This window comes from Caballeronia grimmiae (assembly GCF_022879615.1).
Classification (GTDB): Bacteria; Pseudomonadota; Gammaproteobacteria; order Burkholderiales; family Burkholderiaceae; genus Caballeronia; species Caballeronia grimmiae.
This window is the reverse complement of sequence record NZ_CP084271.1, coordinates 1191777-1208153: the sequence shown is the minus strand read 5'-3', so window position 1 is coordinate 1208153 and position 16377 is coordinate 1191777. Positions and strand designations below refer to the sequence as shown.

Here is a 16377-nt window from a genome sequence, read left to right as displayed (position 1 = left end):
CGCTCTCCGTTCGAATTCAGCACGCCATTAAGCAGCGGCGTACACTCGTCGTGCCCGCGCGACCGCTCTGCGCTGCCGCGCGCTCGATACGGCCTGGGTATCACGCCTTGCCGCATCTCAACGCTGACTAATCAGAACCGAACTGGAGACCAGGCGATGAGTTGGACGCGAGAACAAAGAAACGTGACGATTGCGACTTATCTGGGCTGGACGCTGGATGCATTCGATTTCTTCCTGATGGTCTTCGTATTGAAAGACATCGCAGCCGAGTTCAAAACCAGTATTCCCGAAGTTGCCTTTGCCATTACGTTGACGCTCGCCATGCGCCCCGTCGGCGCGCTGATTTTCGGCCGGCTGGCGGATAAATACGGCCGCCGTCCGACACTGATGATCAACATCGCGATCTACTCGCTGCTGGAATTGCTGTCGGGGTTATCGCCGAATCTGATGACGCTACTCGTTCTCCGCGCGCTTTTCGGCATCGCGATGGGCGGCGAATGGGGCGTGGGTTCCGCGCTGACGATGGAAACCGTGCCGCCGAAAGCGCGCGGCTTCGTTTCCGGCCTGTTGCAGGCGGGCTATCCGAGCGGTTATCTGCTGGCGTCGATCGTCTTTGGCGTGCTCTATCAATACGTAGGCTGGCGCGGCATGTTCTTCGTCGGCGTCGCGCCGGCGCTGCTCGTGCTCTATGTGCGGGCGCACGTGCCGGAATCCCCCGCCTGGCGCGCGATGGAAAAGCGCGAGCGGCCCGGTCTGATTGCGACGCTGAAGCAGAACTGGACGCTCTCGCTTTACGCGATCGTCCTGATGACCGCATTCAATTTCTTCTCGCATGGCACGCAGGATCTTTATCCGACGTTTTTGCGCGAACAGCATCATTTCGATCCGCACACGGTGTCGATGATTACCATCGTGCTGAATATCGGCGCGATCGTCGGCGGACTATTTTTCGGCGCGATGTCGGAGCGAATCGGACGGCGCGTCGCGATTTTCATCGCGGCATTGATCGCATTGCCGGTGCTTTACTTGTGGGCTTTCTCGGCGGGACCTGTGGCTCTCGCAATCGGCGCGTTCCTGATGCAGATTTCCGTCCAGGGCGCGTGGGGCGTCATTCCAGTGCATTTGAACGAGATATCGCCGGATGAGATTCGCGCGACGTTTCCGGGGCTCGTATATCAACTCGGCAATCTGCTGGCGGCCATTAATGCCACGATGCAAGCAGGCATCGCGACAGCGCACGGAAATAATTATGGAATGGCGATGGCGATCGTCGCGGGGACGGTCGCGGTCGTTATTGCGGCGTTGATTTTCTTCAGCCGCGAGCGCAAGGGAATCGATATGACGCGGTCGGCGCAGGAAATGAGAGCGGCCGGGTAGTTCGGGCGGCACTGGGGCTCCCCGCTGCAGCGGAGCCTTGGTGTCTCGTTGACCTGCGCGAGTCATCTGGCGGCGACTACACCGAAGGCGACGAACACATCAGACGCATCAAAGCGGTTATCCTTTTTTCGCGGTCCGGCGAAATCTCGCCGCTGCCGTGAGAAGTGCGTGCTTCAAGACTTGCGTATCCTGAGTCCTTTGCCGCACGCATAACCGCGCCGCGCACAGCGCCGCGCTCTCCACCGGTTCCGTCCGCCAAACATGAATCGATGAAAGACCGCTATCTCGACTTCGTCAATTCGCCCTTCGGCACGAGCCTCGCCCGCGCGCTCGGGCTGCCGAAGCCCGAGGTGCTGCGCCGCCATCGACCGGGCGAAGCCGAGTTCGGCGCCATAGCCGCCATCGGCGCCGGGCCGTCGCCGCAAATGTTCGATCAGCTCATCCGCGTGCTCACTGCCATCGGCATGACGGGCATCGCCCATGACAGCGCGCCCGGCTGGCTGGCGCTCGCGCAGGCCCAGGGCGCGATGAGCGGCCGATTCGAACCGTCCCCCGCCGATGCCGCCGCGACACACCGCGTCCACGCGCTGATCTTCGATGCAACCGGCATCACCGAAAGCAGCGCGCTTCGGCCGATGTACTCGTTCTTCCACGACGCGATACGCTCGCTCGCCAAAAGCGGACGGATCATCCTGCTCGGGCGTGCGCCCTCGTCATGCGCGAGCCCGCGCGCCGCCACCGCCCAGCGCGCGCTCGAAGGCATGACGCGTTCGCTCGGCAAGGAGGCGCGCAACGGCGTCACGTCGAATCTGCTTTACGTGGCCGGCGACGCAGATATCGAAGGCGCGCTGCGGTTCTTCCTCTCACCGCGTTCGGCCTACGTCTCGGGGCAGGTCGTGCATACCGACGGTCCCGCTGCCGCCCCGGCAAGCTACGCGACACCGCTCGCCGGCACGCGCGCCGTGGTGACAGGCGCGGCGCGCGGCATCGGCGCATCGATTGCGACCGTGCTGGCGACGCAAGGCGCGATCGTCACCGGAATCGATATCGAGGCGGCCCGCGACGCGCTCGACCAGACCATGCTCGCGATCGAAGACGCGTCGCCGTCGGGCGGCGCGCATGCCGCGCTCATCGCGGACATCGCCGCTCCCGATGCGCCCGCCGAGATCGCGGCGGCGCTTCTTGCGTCGGGCGGCGTCGATATCGTCGTGCACAACGCGGGCATCACGCGCGACAAGACCATCGCGCGCATGACCGGCGAGATGTGGGACAGCGTGCTCGAGATCAATCTGCTCGCGCAGGAACGCATCGACGATGCGCTCCTCGCTCGAAACGTGCTGCGTGCGGGAGGCCGCATCGTGGCGGTGTCGTCGATCAGCGGCATTGCGGGCAATCGCGGACAGACGAACTACGCGACATCGAAGGCCGGCGTGATCGGGCGCGTGCAAAGCATGGCGCCGCTCTTGCGCGAACGCGGCATCACGATCAACGCGGTCGCGCCGGGCTTCATCGAAACGCACATGACCGCGCGCATGCCGTTCGCGACGCGTGAAGCGGGACGGCGCCTCAACTCGATGGGACAAGGCGGCCTGCCCGTCGATGTCGCCGAAACCGTCGCGTGGCTTGCGAGTCCGTCGTGCGCGAACATCACGGGCAATGTCGTGCGCGTGTGCGGCCAAAGCCTCGTCGGAGCCTAGCGATGCAGACGCCTTTGTCCGCATCGCCGATGCAACGCGCGCGCACCGTCGTCATCGACACCTTGCCGCCGCCCGCCAAACTCTATGGGCGCCTGCTGCCCGGCCTGTTCAGACGCGGCCGTGCGCCGGAACTGCCCGCGCTGCGGCTCGTGCGCCCGGACGTGCGGCTCGACGCCGAGCACATCGGCCGCTATGCGCGCGTGTGCGGTTTCATCCCGGAACATGGCGTGCCGCTGACGTTCCCGCATGTGCTCGCGTTTCCGCTGCATCTGATGATGCTCACCGACCCGTCGTTTCCGTGGCCCGCGCTCGGCATGGTGCATCTCGCGAACAGCGTGCGCCTGCGCAGGCCGCTCGCCGCCGGACAGCGCGTGCGTATCGAAGTGGAATGCGGGCCGGTCGTGGCGCACGAGAAAGGACACGCTTTCACGCTGCACACGCGCATTTATCGACGCGGGGAAGCCGTCTGGGATGGCGACAGCGTCTATCTGAAACGCGGCGTCAGAAGCGAGAGCGCCGCGCCGCTGCCACGTGCCGCGGAAGCGCCCGACATGCCGCTCGTTCGCGAAGCGCGCTGGCAACTCCCCTCGCAGCTCGGGCGCGATTACGCGAAGGCGTCGGGCGACTTCAATCCGATCCATCTGCACGCGCTCAGCGCGAAGGCGTTCGGTTTTCCGCGCGCCATCGCTCATGGCATGTGGACGCTCGGACGCACGCTCGCGGCGCTGTCTCCGTCGAAGGCGCTCGCTGCGGGTCACGCGCACGGCGATTTCAAGCTGCCGCTCTACCTTCCCGGCGATGCAACCCTGTGGAGCGCCGAGCCCGCGCCCGATGTACGCGACTTCGAAGTGCGCGACCTTGCGGGCGAGCGTCCACATCTGCGCGGGCGTTTCGAATGGGAGTTGCCATGAACGAAGTGCGCCGCGTCGCGATCATCGGCAGCAACCGGATTCCGTTCGCGCGATCGAACACGGCTTACGCGACGGCTTCGAATCAGGACATGCTGAGCTTCACGCTGCAAGGGCTCGTCGATCGCTTCGACCTCCACGGCGTGCGGCTCGGCGAAGTGGCGGCCGGCGCGGTCCTCAAGCATTCGCGCGACTTCAATCTCACGCGCGAAGCCGCGCTCGCGACGACGCTCGCGAAGCAGACGCCCGCCTACGATGTGCAGCAGGCATGCGGCACCGGCCTCGAAGCGGTGATTCTCGTCGCCAACAAGATCGCGCTCGGGCAGATCGATGCGGGCATCGCGGGTGGCGTCGATTCGGCATCGGATGCGCCGATCGGCGTGAACGAACGCCTGCGCAAGATCTTGCTCGAAGCGAATCGCAGCCGTTCAACGCGTCAACGCGCCGGCGCGCTCGCGAAACTGCGGCCTGGCATGTTCTTCCGGCCGGCACTGCCGCGCAACGTGGAGCCGCGCACCGGGCTTTCGATGGGCGAGCATTGCGAGCTCATGGCCAAACGCTGGAAGATTTCTCGGGAAGCGCAGGACGCGCTCGCGCAGCAGAGTCACCTCAAGCTCGCGGCGGCTTACTCGCGCGGGTTCTTCAACGACCTGCTGACGCCGTTTCATGGGCTCACGCGTGACAACAATCTTCGTCCGGATGTATCGCTCGATCAGCTTGCGCAGTTGAAGCCCGTATTCGATCGCGATGCGGGTACGCTCACTGCCGGGAATTCGACGCCGCTCACCGATGGGGCTTCGGCGGTGCTGCTGGCGTCCGAGGAATGGGCTGCGCGTCGCGGGTTGCCGGTGCTTGCTTATCTCACTGTTTCCGCTAACGCGGCGGTTGATTACATCGATCAACGTGAAGGGTTGTTGATGGCGCCCGTGTACGCGGTGCCGCCGATGCTCGCGCGTGCCGGTCTTACGCTGCAGGATTTCGATTTTTACGAGATTCATGAGGCGTTCGCCGCACAGGTGCTTTGTACGCTCGCTGCCTGGCAGGACGAAGAGTATTGTCGCGACGTGCTCGGACTTGTGGGGCCGCTCGGCGCTGTCGATCTCTCGCGGATGAACGTGAGCGGGGGATCGCTCGCTGCGGGGCATCCGTTTGCGGCGACCGGCGGGCGCATCGTCGGGACACTCGCCAAGTTGCTCGCGAATGCGCCCGAGCGCGGCGATGGGCGGCCTTTGCGGGGGCTTATCTCCATTTGCGCTGCGGGCGGGCAAGGGGTTGTGGCGATTTTGGAGCGGTAAGGCTGATCGTGCTGGGAGCTTGGTTTCGTGTCGGTCTAGTAGCTCGCCCCTTTCCGGGGCGGGGGTCACTTTCTTGGCTGTCGACCAGAGTTGGCGCTTTACCGCCTTACTCTGGTCCCATGCAAGAAAGTAACCTAGAAAGCAGTTTTTTTCGAACCGCTCGCAGCACTAATCGTGTGGTCACTTCGTAGAACATCGGTGGCACTCAGCTTGAAAGAGCCTTGAATCACCTTCCGCGCCCACTGAGCGCCACGTCCTCCGAGCCCCTTGGCTCGTCAAAACCAGTGGGGCGCAACGTGTTACGCCAAAACATGTGTAAGCGCCTCATCGCACGACGGTGGCACTCGAACTAATTAGCAACCTTGAACCACTTCTCACGGCATTGAGCGCCACGTCCCTCTGAGCGGTTAGCTCGTTGAAACCCGTCCGCGCAACGTGCTACGCGAGACCATATGCAAGCGCTTGCACACGACGGTGGCACACGAATCTATCAGCACCTCGCGCCACGTCCTCCAAGTCCTTGGCGCGTTCATCCATCGGGGCATAACCTACTCCCCGAAGCATCAACGGAAGAAAGGCACCTGCTTCATCGTTAACGATGACATCCCGCTTCGCCCCATCTCCCGCGCGATGCCCGCCCTGCTGCCGCAATCAAGGATGTCCCATGCCGCCCACGCGCCCTTGCCTCCTTCCCCGCTCGCTTCGTGGCCTGCTTGCGTTCGCGTTTCTCGTCATCGGTCTGCACGCCCACGCGCAAGAAAGCGATGCCACAAGCATCGGCACGCAAACCATCGATCAACAAGTGCACTGGCTCTCGCAAGCCGCCGCTAACGGCACGCTCGCCGCGCTCGACGACAACCAACTCACCACCCTCTTTCGCTCGCTCGATCCCCACACGCTCCCCCGTTATCTGCAACAGGGACTCGGCGAATACGCATCCTGCGAATTCACCATGCTGCGGCGCGAACGCATCAACGGCCGATGGCCCAGGCGCGCCGATCACATGCTCGTGCGCGTCACCCACGAACCGCTGCGGATCTACGCAAAGTGGCTGCCAGATGGCGCTCACGCCGGCCAGGAAGTCATCTACGATGCATCCAAACGCCCCGGCGAACTCTACGGTCATCTCGGCGGCATGCTCGGCGTGTTGCCGATGTGGGCATCCGTCAACGGGCCGCTCGCCCGCGCTCAATCGAATCATTCGATCCGCGAACTCAGTATCGACGCCATCACGCAACGCTTTATCGACGAAGGCCGCAAGTTCGCCGCGACAGGCATCACGCAACCCTCGAACGTTGAAGTGAAAACCGTCCACGGCGTGCGCGTCGTCGCCCTGACGTACACCGCGCCCGATGGCCAGCCGGGCTTCTATGCGAAACGCGAAGTGCTTGGCCTCGACCTGGAACAGCCGCTCTTTCGCACCGTCGAGTCGTTCGACGACGACGGCAATCCGTTCGAAAGCATCGTCTTCGAGCACGTCGCCCCGAAGCCGTTCGACGATCTGACCTTCGATCCCGAGAATCCCGACTATCGCTTCTGAAGCGCCCGCTGACTTCCTGACACGCGCTGTAACGCCTGCTTCTCGCCCGCAACGCAAGATTTAAGTTTCGCCTAAGAATGCGTCGATACGCTTGCCCGACTTCATCATCGACATCAACGCGGCCGCATCGGCAAGCGGCCCGCATCGTCATGCAAACACAAGGAGTTCGCTCATGAACCTCCGCTCCAATCTCCGGCCCGCCCGAGCCATCAAGCGGTTTCTTAGTCACCACGAAATCGCGACGCTGCTCTTGCTGCTGCACGCGCCGATCGACGTGATGGCCGCCACGCCCGACGTCGCCTCGTTGCAGGAATACGGTTATGTCGAAATCGTGTCGCCCGACGCAACCGGCCAGAAAGTGCGCCTCACCGAAGACGGCAACGCCGTGCTGCGCGGCCTCGGCGTGAAGTAAGCGGTCCGCCATTCATCGCGAAGTCTGTAATAATCGGTCGATACATTCACCACCGACCGAAGGAGCGACTCGCGATGTCCGCTACTGAACCCATCGTTCAACGTGTGCTGCTGACCAACGACGACGGCATCGACGCGCCCGGCCTCGCCGTGCTCGAAGCCGTCGCCGCGGAACTGGCGCACGAAGTCTGGGTGATCGCACCCGAACACGATCAAAGCGGCACGTCGCACTCCATCAGCCTGCATTCGCCGCTGCGCATCTCGCGTCAGGGCGAGCGGCGCTTCGGCGTGCAAGGCACTCCCGGCGATTGCGTCGTGATGGCCGCGCGCCATCTGATGAAGGACGCCCCGCCCACGCTCGTGCTGTCGGGCATCAATCGCGGCGCCAACCTCGGCGTCGAAACAATGTTCTCCGGCACCGTCGGCGCCGCGATGACGGGGCTGTTGCTCGGGCTGCCGTCCATCGCGCTCAGTCAGACCTTCTCCGATCGCGAGAACGTGCGCTGGGATACCGCGCGTGAACTCGCGCCCGGCGTCATCCGCCGGCTGCTCGCCATCTCGCACGACGCGCCCACGTGTCTCAACGTCAACTTCCCCGATTGCGATGCATCGGCCGCCGGTCCGCTGACCGTGACGCGGCAGGGCGTCGGACTCGTGGAGGGCATCGACGTCGTGCCGGAAGTCGATCCACGCGGCATCGATTATTTCTGGCTGCGCTTTCAGCGCGGACCGCGTGAAAACGCACCCGACAGCGAAACGGCCGTCGTCGCGTCGAAGCGCATTTCGGTCACGCCGCTGCACTTCGACCGCACCGCGTTGCAGACCTTCGAGACGCTTCAGGCGGCCCTGCAAAGCAACGCCTGATCCGAAAATCAAAGCGCCATCACAAGAACAAGGACATCACATGACGCATTACATCGGCCGCCTCGGGGCGCGCGCGGTGACGACCGCGTTTCTCGCGTTCGCGGCAGCCGGCGCGTTCGCGCAAGCGGCGACGCCGGTCGGCACATGGCAAACCATCGACGACACGACGGGCAAGCCGCGAGCGATCATCCAGATCGTCGACGACGGCAACGGGCAACTCGAAGGCAAAGTCGTGCGCGGCATCGGCGAATTCGATCACCCGGAGCGGCGCTGCACGTCCTGCACGGACGAGCGCAAGGACCAGCTGATCAAAGGGATGACGATCATCACCGGCATGAAGCGCGACGGCGACGCGTGGACCGGCGGGCACATTCTCGACCCGGAGAACGGCAAGCTCTACAAATGCAGGATGAGGCTCGAGAGCGGCGGGCAAAAGCTGGTGGTGCGCGGCTATATCGGCGTGTCACTGCTCGGCCGCTCGCAAACGTGGCTGCGGCAGGAATGATGCGCGCGACGCACCTATAAACGACAAAGCCGGCGAAGACTCCGCGTCTTCGCCGGCTTTTTAGCGACGCGCAAGCGCGTCACGTCTTTCTTGCTGCGCTCACGCGGCGTGGCGCACGGGCGCCGCGACATGCTGCACACGCGCCGCGGCAATCTCCGGCACGCCGGCGATAACGTCCACCGCCGCGACAGGCATCTCGGCCGGCACTCTCATGCGCGACGTCATGAGCGCATAAAGCGATTCCCCCGCCGGGCCGAACAGTTGCGTCATCACGCGCAGCAACACACCCGACTCGTGCCACGCCTTGAAACGGCGATGGCAGGTCTGATACGACGGATACTTGCGCGGCAGCGTGGACCACGACGCGCCGCTGTACATCACCCAAAGCACGCCGTTCAGCACCGCTCGCGTGTTGGCGAGCGGCCGACCGCGCAACTCCGAACGCGGGCGCAGTTCAGGGAGCAGAGGAGCAACCATCTGCCATTCTTCGTCGGACATATCGCGGTAAGGCTTCACGGTATTCTCTCCAATTAGCTGACTAATAACTGGCTAGAACAATACCGAGTGACTTCCGGCTGGCAAATCAGAGGCATCCGAATCTTGAAAATCCGGCCCAAGCCTTATGCCGTTTGGCTAACAGCACATTTTTGATTTCTCGTATTAACCTAGGTAAGCGATACGTTCACTGTGCGGCGCGGCGTCTCGAGATACTCCTGCGACTGCATCTCGACAATGCGCGATACCGTGCGCGCGAACTCGTTGGCCATCGGTCCTTCCACGTAGAGCTGCTCGGCAGGCACCGCCGCCGACATCAGCAACTTGACCTTGTGGTCATAGAACACGTCGATGAGCCACGTGAAGCGGCGCGCCTCGGACGCCATGCGCGGCGACATCTGCGGCACGTCCGACAGGATCACCGCGTGGAAGCGGCTCGCCAATTCCAGATAGTCGTTCTGTGAGCGCGGGCCGCCGCACAGCGTCGCGAAATCGAACCAGACGACGCCATCGGCCTTGCGCAGTGCCTTGATTTCGCGTTTCTCGATATGCAGGATCGGGCTTTCATCCGGCACTGCCGCGAGCTTCGCGTAGTCCGCGCGCAGCGCCTTGTCCGCCGCTGCGCCGAGCGGCCAGTGATACGCCTTCACCTGAGACAGCGTGCGCTTGCGATAGTCGGTGCCGGCATCCACGTTCAGCACGTCGAGATTTTTCTTGATGAGCTCGATCGCCGGCAGCAGGCGGTCACGATGCAATCCTTCGGGATACAGCGTGTCCGGATCGTAGTTGGACGTCATCACGAACTGCACGCCGTTCGTGAACAGGCGATCGAGCAGGCGATAAAGGATCATCGCGTCGGCGATATCGGAGACGTGGAACTCGTCGAAGCAGATCAGCCGATACCGCTTCGCAATGCGCCGCGCGAGCTCATCGAGCGGGTCGGCTTGGCCTTTCAGCTCTTCCAGCTCGCGATGCACTTCGCGCATGAACTCGTGAAAATGCAGGCGCGTCTTGCGCTGCACCGGAACGACGGCGTAGAAGCTGTCCATCAGGAAGCTCTTGCCGCGCCCCACGCCGCCCCACATGTAGACGCCTTTCGGCAGATCGGGACGCACAAGGAACTTCTTTAGCGCGTTCGAGCGGCGCGCCTTGTACGCCACCCATTCCTCGTAGCAGCGCTGCAGCCGCTCGACCGCCGCAAGCTGCGCCGCGTCCGATTGATAACCCCGCGTCCGCAGTTCGTTTTCGTAGTATTCGGTGACGTTCATCTTCTGCCGTTTGAAATGACGAAGGCGAGCGGTTGATCCGCTCGCCTTCGTTTCGCGATGCCGTCGGGGCCGTTCACTCGTCAACAGCCACGCTGTTTTCAGGTGAACGGACCCCGTGCGAAGCGTCGAGCGTTACATGTTCAGCGCGCGCTTGTCCACCGCCAGCGCCGCTTCGCGCATCACTTCGGACAGCGACGGATGCGGGTGGCAAATCCGGCCGATGTCTTCCGACGCCGCCTTGAACTCCATCGCCACGACCGCTTCCGCGATCAGGTCCGACGCGTCCGCCGCGATGATGTGCACGCCGAGGATCTCGTCGGTCTTCGCGTCCGCGATCATCTTGACGAAGCCCTCGGCCTTGCCGATACCCAATGCGCGGCCATTGGCCATCATCGGGAACTGGCCGGTCTTGATCTCGCGGCCTTCGGCCTTGAGCTGCTGTTCCGTCTTGCCGACCCACGCGATTTCCGGTTCCGTGTAAATGACCCACGGCACGCAGTTGTAGTCGATATGCGGCTTCTGGCCGTCGATGATTTCCGCCACCGCCACGCCCTCGTCTTCCGCCTTGTGCGCGAGCATCGGGCCGCGCACCACGTCGCCGATTGCGTAGACGCCCGGCACGCTCGTCGCGCAGTGGTCGTCGACGTCGATGAAACCGCGCTCGTTCGCCTTCAGGCCGATCGCTTCGAGACCGAGGTTATCCGTGTTCGGCACGCGGCCGATCGACACGATCAGGCGATCCGCGTCGAGCGTTTGCGCATTGCCGGCGTTGTCCGTATAGGCGATCGAAACGCCCTGGCCCGTCGTCTTCACTTCGCCGATCTTCACGCCGAGATGAATGTCGAGGCCCTGCTTCTTGAACTGCTTCGCGGCTTCCTTCGCGAGCGATTCGTCCGCTGCGCCGAGGAATTGCGGCAGCGCTTCGAGCACGGTGACTTCCGCGCCCAGACGACGCCACACCGAGCCGAGCTCCAGGCCGATCACGCCCGCGCCGATCACGGCGAGCTTTTTCGGCACCGAGTCGAACGACAGCGCGCCTTCGTTGTCGGCGATCAGCTTGTTGTCGACCGGAATGTTCGGCAGATGACGCGCCTTCGAACCCGTCGCGATGATCACGTTCTTCGCCGTGACGACTTCCGCTTCGCCTTCGCCCGACACTTCGATCTGCACGCCCGCGCCGGTCTTGCCGGTGAACTTGCCATGACCCTTGAGCCACGTAATCTTGTTCTTGCGGAACAGGAACTCGATGCCCTTCGTCATCTTGTCGACGATGCCATCCTTGCGCGCGAGCATCTTCGACACGTCGAGCTCCACGTCCGCCACGCTGATGCCGTGATCGGCGAGATGCTTCGACGCGTTTTCGAATTCTTCCGACGACGCGAGCAGCGCCTTCGACGGAATGCAGCCCACGTTGAGACACGTGCCGCCGAGCTTCAGCGCGCCGGCCGGGTTCTTCCACTTCTCGATACACGCAACCGTCTTGCCGAGCTGCGCTGCGCGAATCGCCGCGATATAGCCGCCCGGGCCCGCGCCGATCACGACGACATCAAATTCTTTGGACATGACTTTCCTTGAGGTGACTCCGCTTCTGCGGAGACGCTTTACGCGGCGCGCGCGAGCCTATCGCGCGCGCCGGGGCAACGATGCTTCTTACAGATCGAGCAGCAGGCGCGCCGGATCTTCCAGCGCGTCCTTCATCGCGACCAGCGACAGCACGGCTTCACGGCCGTCGATGATGCGGTGGTCGTACGAGAGCGCGAGGTAGTTCATCGGGCGGATGACGATCTGGCCGTTCTCGACGACCGCACGTTCCTTCGTGGCGTGCACGCCGAGAATCGCGGACTGCGGCGGGTTGATGATCGGCGTCGACAGCATGGAGCCGAACACGCCGCCGTTCGAGATGGAGAACGTGCCGCCCGTCATTTCGTCGATGGACAGCTTGCCGTCGCGCGCCTTCGCGCCGAACTCGGCGATCTTCTTCTCGATGTCGGCAAGGCTCATTTGATCCGCGTTGCGCAGGATCGGCACCACCAGGCCGCGCGGCGAACCGACCGCGATACCGATGTCGAAGTAGCCGTGATAGACGATGTCATTGCCGTCGATCGACGCGTTCACCAGCGGAAACTTCTTCAGCGCGTGAACGGCGGCCTTCACGAAGAACGACATGAAGCCGAGCTTCACGCCATGTTCCTTCTCGAAGCGGTCCTTGTACTTGTTGCGCAGATCCATGACCGGCGCCATGTTGACTTCGTTGAACGTCGTCAGGATGGCGTTGGTCTGCTGCGATTCGAGCAGACGCTCGGCGATACGCGCACGCAGGCGCGACATCGGCACGCGCTGTTCCGGGCGATCCTTCAGCCACTGATCAGCCGATGCCGGCGCGTTCACTTGCGGCAGCGACGGCTTCGCAGCCTTCGCGGGCGCGGCGGCCGGAGCCGGTGCGGTGGCCTTCGCAGCCGGTGCGCCTGCCTGTGCGGCGAGGGCATCGCCCTTGGTGATGCGGCCGTCGCGGCCCGTGCCCGACACCTGATCGGCCGATACGCCCTTCTCCGCCAGAATCTTCGTTGCGGCCGGCGACGTTGCACCGCCCGTCACGGAACCGCCCGTTGCGCTCGCGGTGGCCTGTGCATTCGCCGACGACGATGCAACCGCCGGTTCGGCTTGCGGCGCGGGCTTCACTTCCGCGTCGCCGGCAGCGGCGACGGCGGCGGGCGCTTCGCCTGCCTTTGCTTCGGTATCGATCTTCGCGATGATTTCGTCGGCGGTGACGATATCGCCGTCATGCTTGATGACTTGTGCGAGCACGCCGGCGGACGGCGCGGGCACTTCGAGCACGACCTTGTCGGTCTCGATTTCGATCAGGATTTCGTCCTGGGCGACAGCCTCGCCCGGCTTCTTCTTCCACTGCAGCATGGTGGCTTCCGAGACCGACTCGGAGAGCTGGGGAACCTTGACTTCTACGATAGCCATTTCTGTATTGTCCTAATGCGTGTCTGTGTGTACGAGCATCGGGACCGGCACACGTTTCGCGCGCCGGTCACGGTCAGGCAGATTACTTCGCGATGGTCTGCGCGCCCTTCAGGCGGCCGAACGCGCCTTCGACCAGCGCCTTCTGCTGCTCGTAGTGCTTCGCGTAGTAGCCGACTGCCGGCGAGGCCGAAGCCGGGCGGCCGCTGTACGCGAGCTTCATCCCTTCCTTCATGCCTTCACGCAGATGGTGCTCGACGTAGAACCATGCGCCCTGATTCTGCGGCTCGTCCTGCACCCAGACCACTTCGGTCGCGTTCTCGAACTTCTTGAGTTCCGAGTCGAACTGCTTGTGCGCGAACGGATACAGCTGCTCGATACGCACGATGGCGACGTCGTTCGCCTTCGCTTCGCGGCGATGCGCGACGAGGTCGTAATACACGCGGCCCGAGCAGCAGACCACGCGCTTCACCTTCTTCGCGTCGATGGCTTCGTCCACTTCGCCGATGACCGGCTGGAACGAACCCTTCGCCAGTTCCGACAGATCCGACACAGCTTCCTTGTGACGCAGCAGCGACTTCGGCGTCGCGATGATCAGCGGCTTGCGGAACAGGCGGATCATCTGGCGGCGCAGCAGATGGAAAATCTGCGCGGGCGTCGTCGGCTGGACCACTTGCATGTTGTGATCCGCGCACAGTTGCAGGAAGCGCTCGATACGCGCCGACGAGTGCTCCGGACCCTGGCCTTCGTAGCCGTGCGGCAGCATCATCGTGAGACCCGAGACGCGGCCCCACTTCACTTCGCCCGACGAGATGAACTGGTCGATCACGACCTGCGCGCCGTTCACGAAGTCGCCGAACTGCGCTTCCCACGCGACGAACGTGTTCGGCTCGGCGGTCGAATAGCCGTACTCGAAGCCGAGCACCGCTTCTTCCGACAACACGGAGTCGATGACGGTGAACTTGGCCTGCCCTTCCGCGATGTTCTGCAGCGGGATGTACGTGCCGTCGTTCCAGCGTTCGCGGTTCTGATCGTGCAGAACGGCGTGACGGTGCGTGAACGTGCCGCGGCCTGAATCCTGACCCGTCAGACGCACCGCATAGCCCGATGCGACCAGCGACGCGAACGCGAGATGCTCGCCCATGCCCCAGTCGAGCTTCGATTCGCCACGGCCCATTGCGCGGCGATCGTTGATCACGCGCTCGACGAGCGGATGCAGCTTGAAGTTCTCGGGAATGGTCGTGACACGCTCGGCGAGGCGCTTGAGTTCCGCGAGCGGGACGGCCGTATCGGCGGCGTCGGTCCACTTGCGGTTCAGGAACGGCACCCAGTCGACCGCGTACTTGCTCTTGTAGTTCGAGAGCACCGGATCGATCGTGTGATGGCCTTCGTCCATCGCCTGACGGTACGCCTTCACGAAGTTATCGGCGTCTTCAGCGGTGATCACGCCTTGCTGCACCAGCTTCTCGGCGTACAGCGCGCGCGTGCCCGGATGCTTCGCGATGGTCTTGTACATCAGCGGCTGCGTGACCGCCGGCGTGTCCTGCTCGTTGTGACCCAGCTTGCGGAAGCAGACGATGTCCACCACCACGTCCTTGTGGAACTTCGTGCGGAAGTCGATCGCGAGCTGCGTGGCGAGCACGACGGCTTCGGGATCGTCGCCGTTCACGTGCAGCACCGGCGCCTCGATCATCTTGACGACGTCCGAGCAGTACAGCGTCGAGCGCGAATCGCGCGGGTCCGACGTCGTAAAGCCGATCTGGTTGTTGATGACGATATGCAGCGTGCCGTGCGTGCCGTAGCCGCGCGTCTGCGCGAGATTCAGCGTTTCCATCACGACGCCCTGGCCTGCGAAGGCCGCGTCGCCGTGAATCTGCACCGGCAGCACTTGCAGGCCTTCTTCGTCGCCACGGCGATCCATACGCGCCTTCGCCGAACCTTCGACCACCGGGTTCACGATTTCGAGGTGCGACGGGTTGAACGCGAGCGACAGGTGAACCGGGCCGCCTTCGGTCGACACGTCCGACGAGAAGCCCTTGTGGTACTTCACGTCGCCGGCCGGCAGATCGTCGACGTGCTTGCCTTCGAATTCGGCGAAGAGGTCAGCCGGCATCTTGCCGAGCGTGTTGACCAGCACGTTCAAACGCCCGCGGTGCGCCATGCCGATGACGATTTCCTGCACGCCGTTCTTGCCCGCATGACGGACGACTTCGTCCATCGACGCGATGAAGCTCTCGCCGCCTTCCAGCGAGAAGCGCTTCTGGCCGACGTACTTGGTGTGCAGGAAACGCTCGAGGCCTTCGGCGGCCGTCAGGCGATTCAGAATGTGCTTCTTCTTTTCGTTCGAGAAATTGGGCGTCGAGCGGATCGACTCGAGGCGTTCCTTCCACCAGCGCTTCTGTTCCGGATCGCTGATGTACATGTACTCGGCGCCGATCGTGCCGCAATACGTGTCGCGCAATGCCTTGACGATCTCGCGCAGCGTCGCGCGCTCGAAACCGAAATACAGGTTCGTGGCGCTGAACGTCTGGTCCATGTCGGCTTCAGTGAAGTCGTAGAACGCAGGCTCGAGTTCGGGGATATGCGGACGCTCGCGGCGCTTGAGCGGATCGAGATTGGCCCATTGTGAGCCGAGAAAGCGATACGCGCCGATAAGGGACTGAACGTAGACTTGCTTGCGCGCGGTGGCGAGGTCTTCCGTTGCGCCTTCACGCGGGAGGAAGGCGTTCGACTTCGCGCGTTGTGCGAAAGATTCGACGATGGGGCCGTGGGCCACGTCGTTGTGATTGGTGCCGTCCGATGCGGGCACGTTCTGCAACGCATCGAAATAGGCTCGCCAGGTCTCGGGCACTGACGCGGGATTATCGAGATATGCCTCGTACAACTCTTCGACGTACGGAGCATTACCGCCGAACAGATAAGAGTTCGACTGGAATTGCTTCATCATTTTACGCTCACCTTTCTTCGAGTTTCTCGAGGAAGTGCGGGTTACAAAACCTTCCGCGACACGGCCTGACCGTTTAGCGGATTGCGCGAATCAAGTCTGCTTG

The 16377-nt window shown here is 63.4% G+C and carries 13 protein-coding genes; 8 read left to right on the top strand and 5 right to left on the bottom strand.

Annotated features, from left to right (window positions below; translation table 11 throughout):
• Positions 1–156 precede the first annotated feature (156 nt).
• From LDZ21_RS05765 to LDZ21_RS05730, 8 genes are all read left to right on the top strand, one after another.
• Entirely contained in the window at positions 157–1377 is a 1221-nt protein-coding gene (locus LDZ21_RS05765; protein ID WP_244794577.1) for an MFS transporter, read from the top strand.
• A 269-nt stretch (positions 1378–1646) separates the two neighbouring features.
• The gene (locus LDZ21_RS05760; protein ID WP_244794576.1) at positions 1647–3074 is read left to right on the top strand and encodes a 3-oxoacyl-ACP reductase; all 1428 of its coding nucleotides are present in this window, start codon (positions 1647–1649) and stop codon (positions 3072–3074) included.
• A 2-nt stretch (positions 3075–3076) separates the two neighbouring features.
• A complete protein-coding gene (locus tag LDZ21_RS05755; protein WP_244794575.1) occupies positions 3077–3985 on the top strand; it encodes a MaoC family dehydratase in 909 nt (302 codons plus the stop codon).
• Positions 3982–5277 (top strand): acetyl-CoA C-acetyltransferase, encoded by a 1296-nt coding sequence (locus LDZ21_RS05750; RefSeq protein WP_244794574.1) that lies wholly within the window; start codon positions 3982–3984, stop codon positions 5275–5277. Before LDZ21_RS05755 ends, LDZ21_RS05750 begins: the two co-directional genes overlap by 4 nt.
• Positions 5278–5941: 664 nt before the next feature.
• Positions 5942–6817, top strand: a complete 876-nt coding sequence (locus LDZ21_RS05745; RefSeq protein WP_244794573.1) for a DUF1571 domain-containing protein — start codon at positions 5942–5944, stop codon at positions 6815–6817.
• 172 nt (positions 6818–6989) lie between these two features.
• Positions 6990–7229 carry a hypothetical protein gene (locus LDZ21_RS05740; RefSeq protein ID WP_244794572.1) on the top strand — a complete coding sequence of 80 codons (240 nt, stop codon included), beginning with the start codon at positions 6990–6992 and terminating at the stop codon, positions 7227–7229.
• 74 nt (positions 7230–7303) lie between these two features.
• Complete coding sequence (gene surE / locus LDZ21_RS05735) at positions 7304–8092, top strand: 5'/3'-nucleotidase SurE (RefSeq protein ID WP_244794571.1); 789 nt, start codon at positions 7304–7306, stop codon at positions 8090–8092.
• Positions 8093–8132: 40 nt separating this feature from the next.
• Positions 8133–8597: a DUF2147 domain-containing protein gene (locus tag LDZ21_RS05730; protein ID WP_244794570.1), complete on the top strand. Its 465-nt coding sequence runs from the start codon at positions 8133–8135 to the stop codon at positions 8595–8597.
• 99 nt (positions 8598–8696) lie between these two features.
• On the opposite strand, the gene LDZ21_RS05725 is transcribed toward LDZ21_RS05730, so the two are convergent.
• The 5 genes from LDZ21_RS05725 to LDZ21_RS05705 all read right to left on the bottom strand — a co-directional run bounded on the left by LDZ21_RS05725 (position 8697) and on the right by LDZ21_RS05705 (position 16274).
• Positions 8697–9113, bottom strand: a complete 417-nt coding sequence (locus LDZ21_RS05725; RefSeq protein ID WP_052006079.1) for a transposase — start codon at positions 9111–9113, stop codon at positions 8697–8699.
• Between the two features lie 149 nt (positions 9114–9262).
• Positions 9263–10360, bottom strand: a complete 1098-nt coding sequence (gene zapE / locus LDZ21_RS05720) for a cell division protein ZapE (protein ID WP_035970553.1) — start codon at positions 10358–10360, stop codon at positions 9263–9265.
• Positions 10361–10492: 132 nt separating this feature from the next.
• Positions 10493–11923 carry a dihydrolipoyl dehydrogenase gene (gene lpdA, locus LDZ21_RS05715; protein WP_244794569.1) on the bottom strand — a complete coding sequence of 477 codons (1431 nt, stop codon included), beginning with the start codon at positions 11921–11923 and terminating at the stop codon, positions 10493–10495.
• Positions 11924–12010: 87 nt separating this feature from the next.
• Positions 12011–13330 carry a 2-oxoglutarate dehydrogenase complex dihydrolipoyllysine-residue succinyltransferase gene (gene odhB / locus LDZ21_RS05710; RefSeq protein ID WP_244794568.1) on the bottom strand — a complete coding sequence of 440 codons (1320 nt, stop codon included), beginning with the start codon at positions 13328–13330 and terminating at the stop codon, positions 12011–12013.
• Between the two features lie 82 nt (positions 13331–13412).
• Positions 13413–16274 carry a 2-oxoglutarate dehydrogenase E1 component gene (locus LDZ21_RS05705; protein WP_035969172.1) on the bottom strand — a complete coding sequence of 954 codons (2862 nt, stop codon included), beginning with the start codon at positions 16272–16274 and terminating at the stop codon, positions 13413–13415.
• Between the last annotated feature and the right edge of the window lie 103 nt (positions 16275–16377).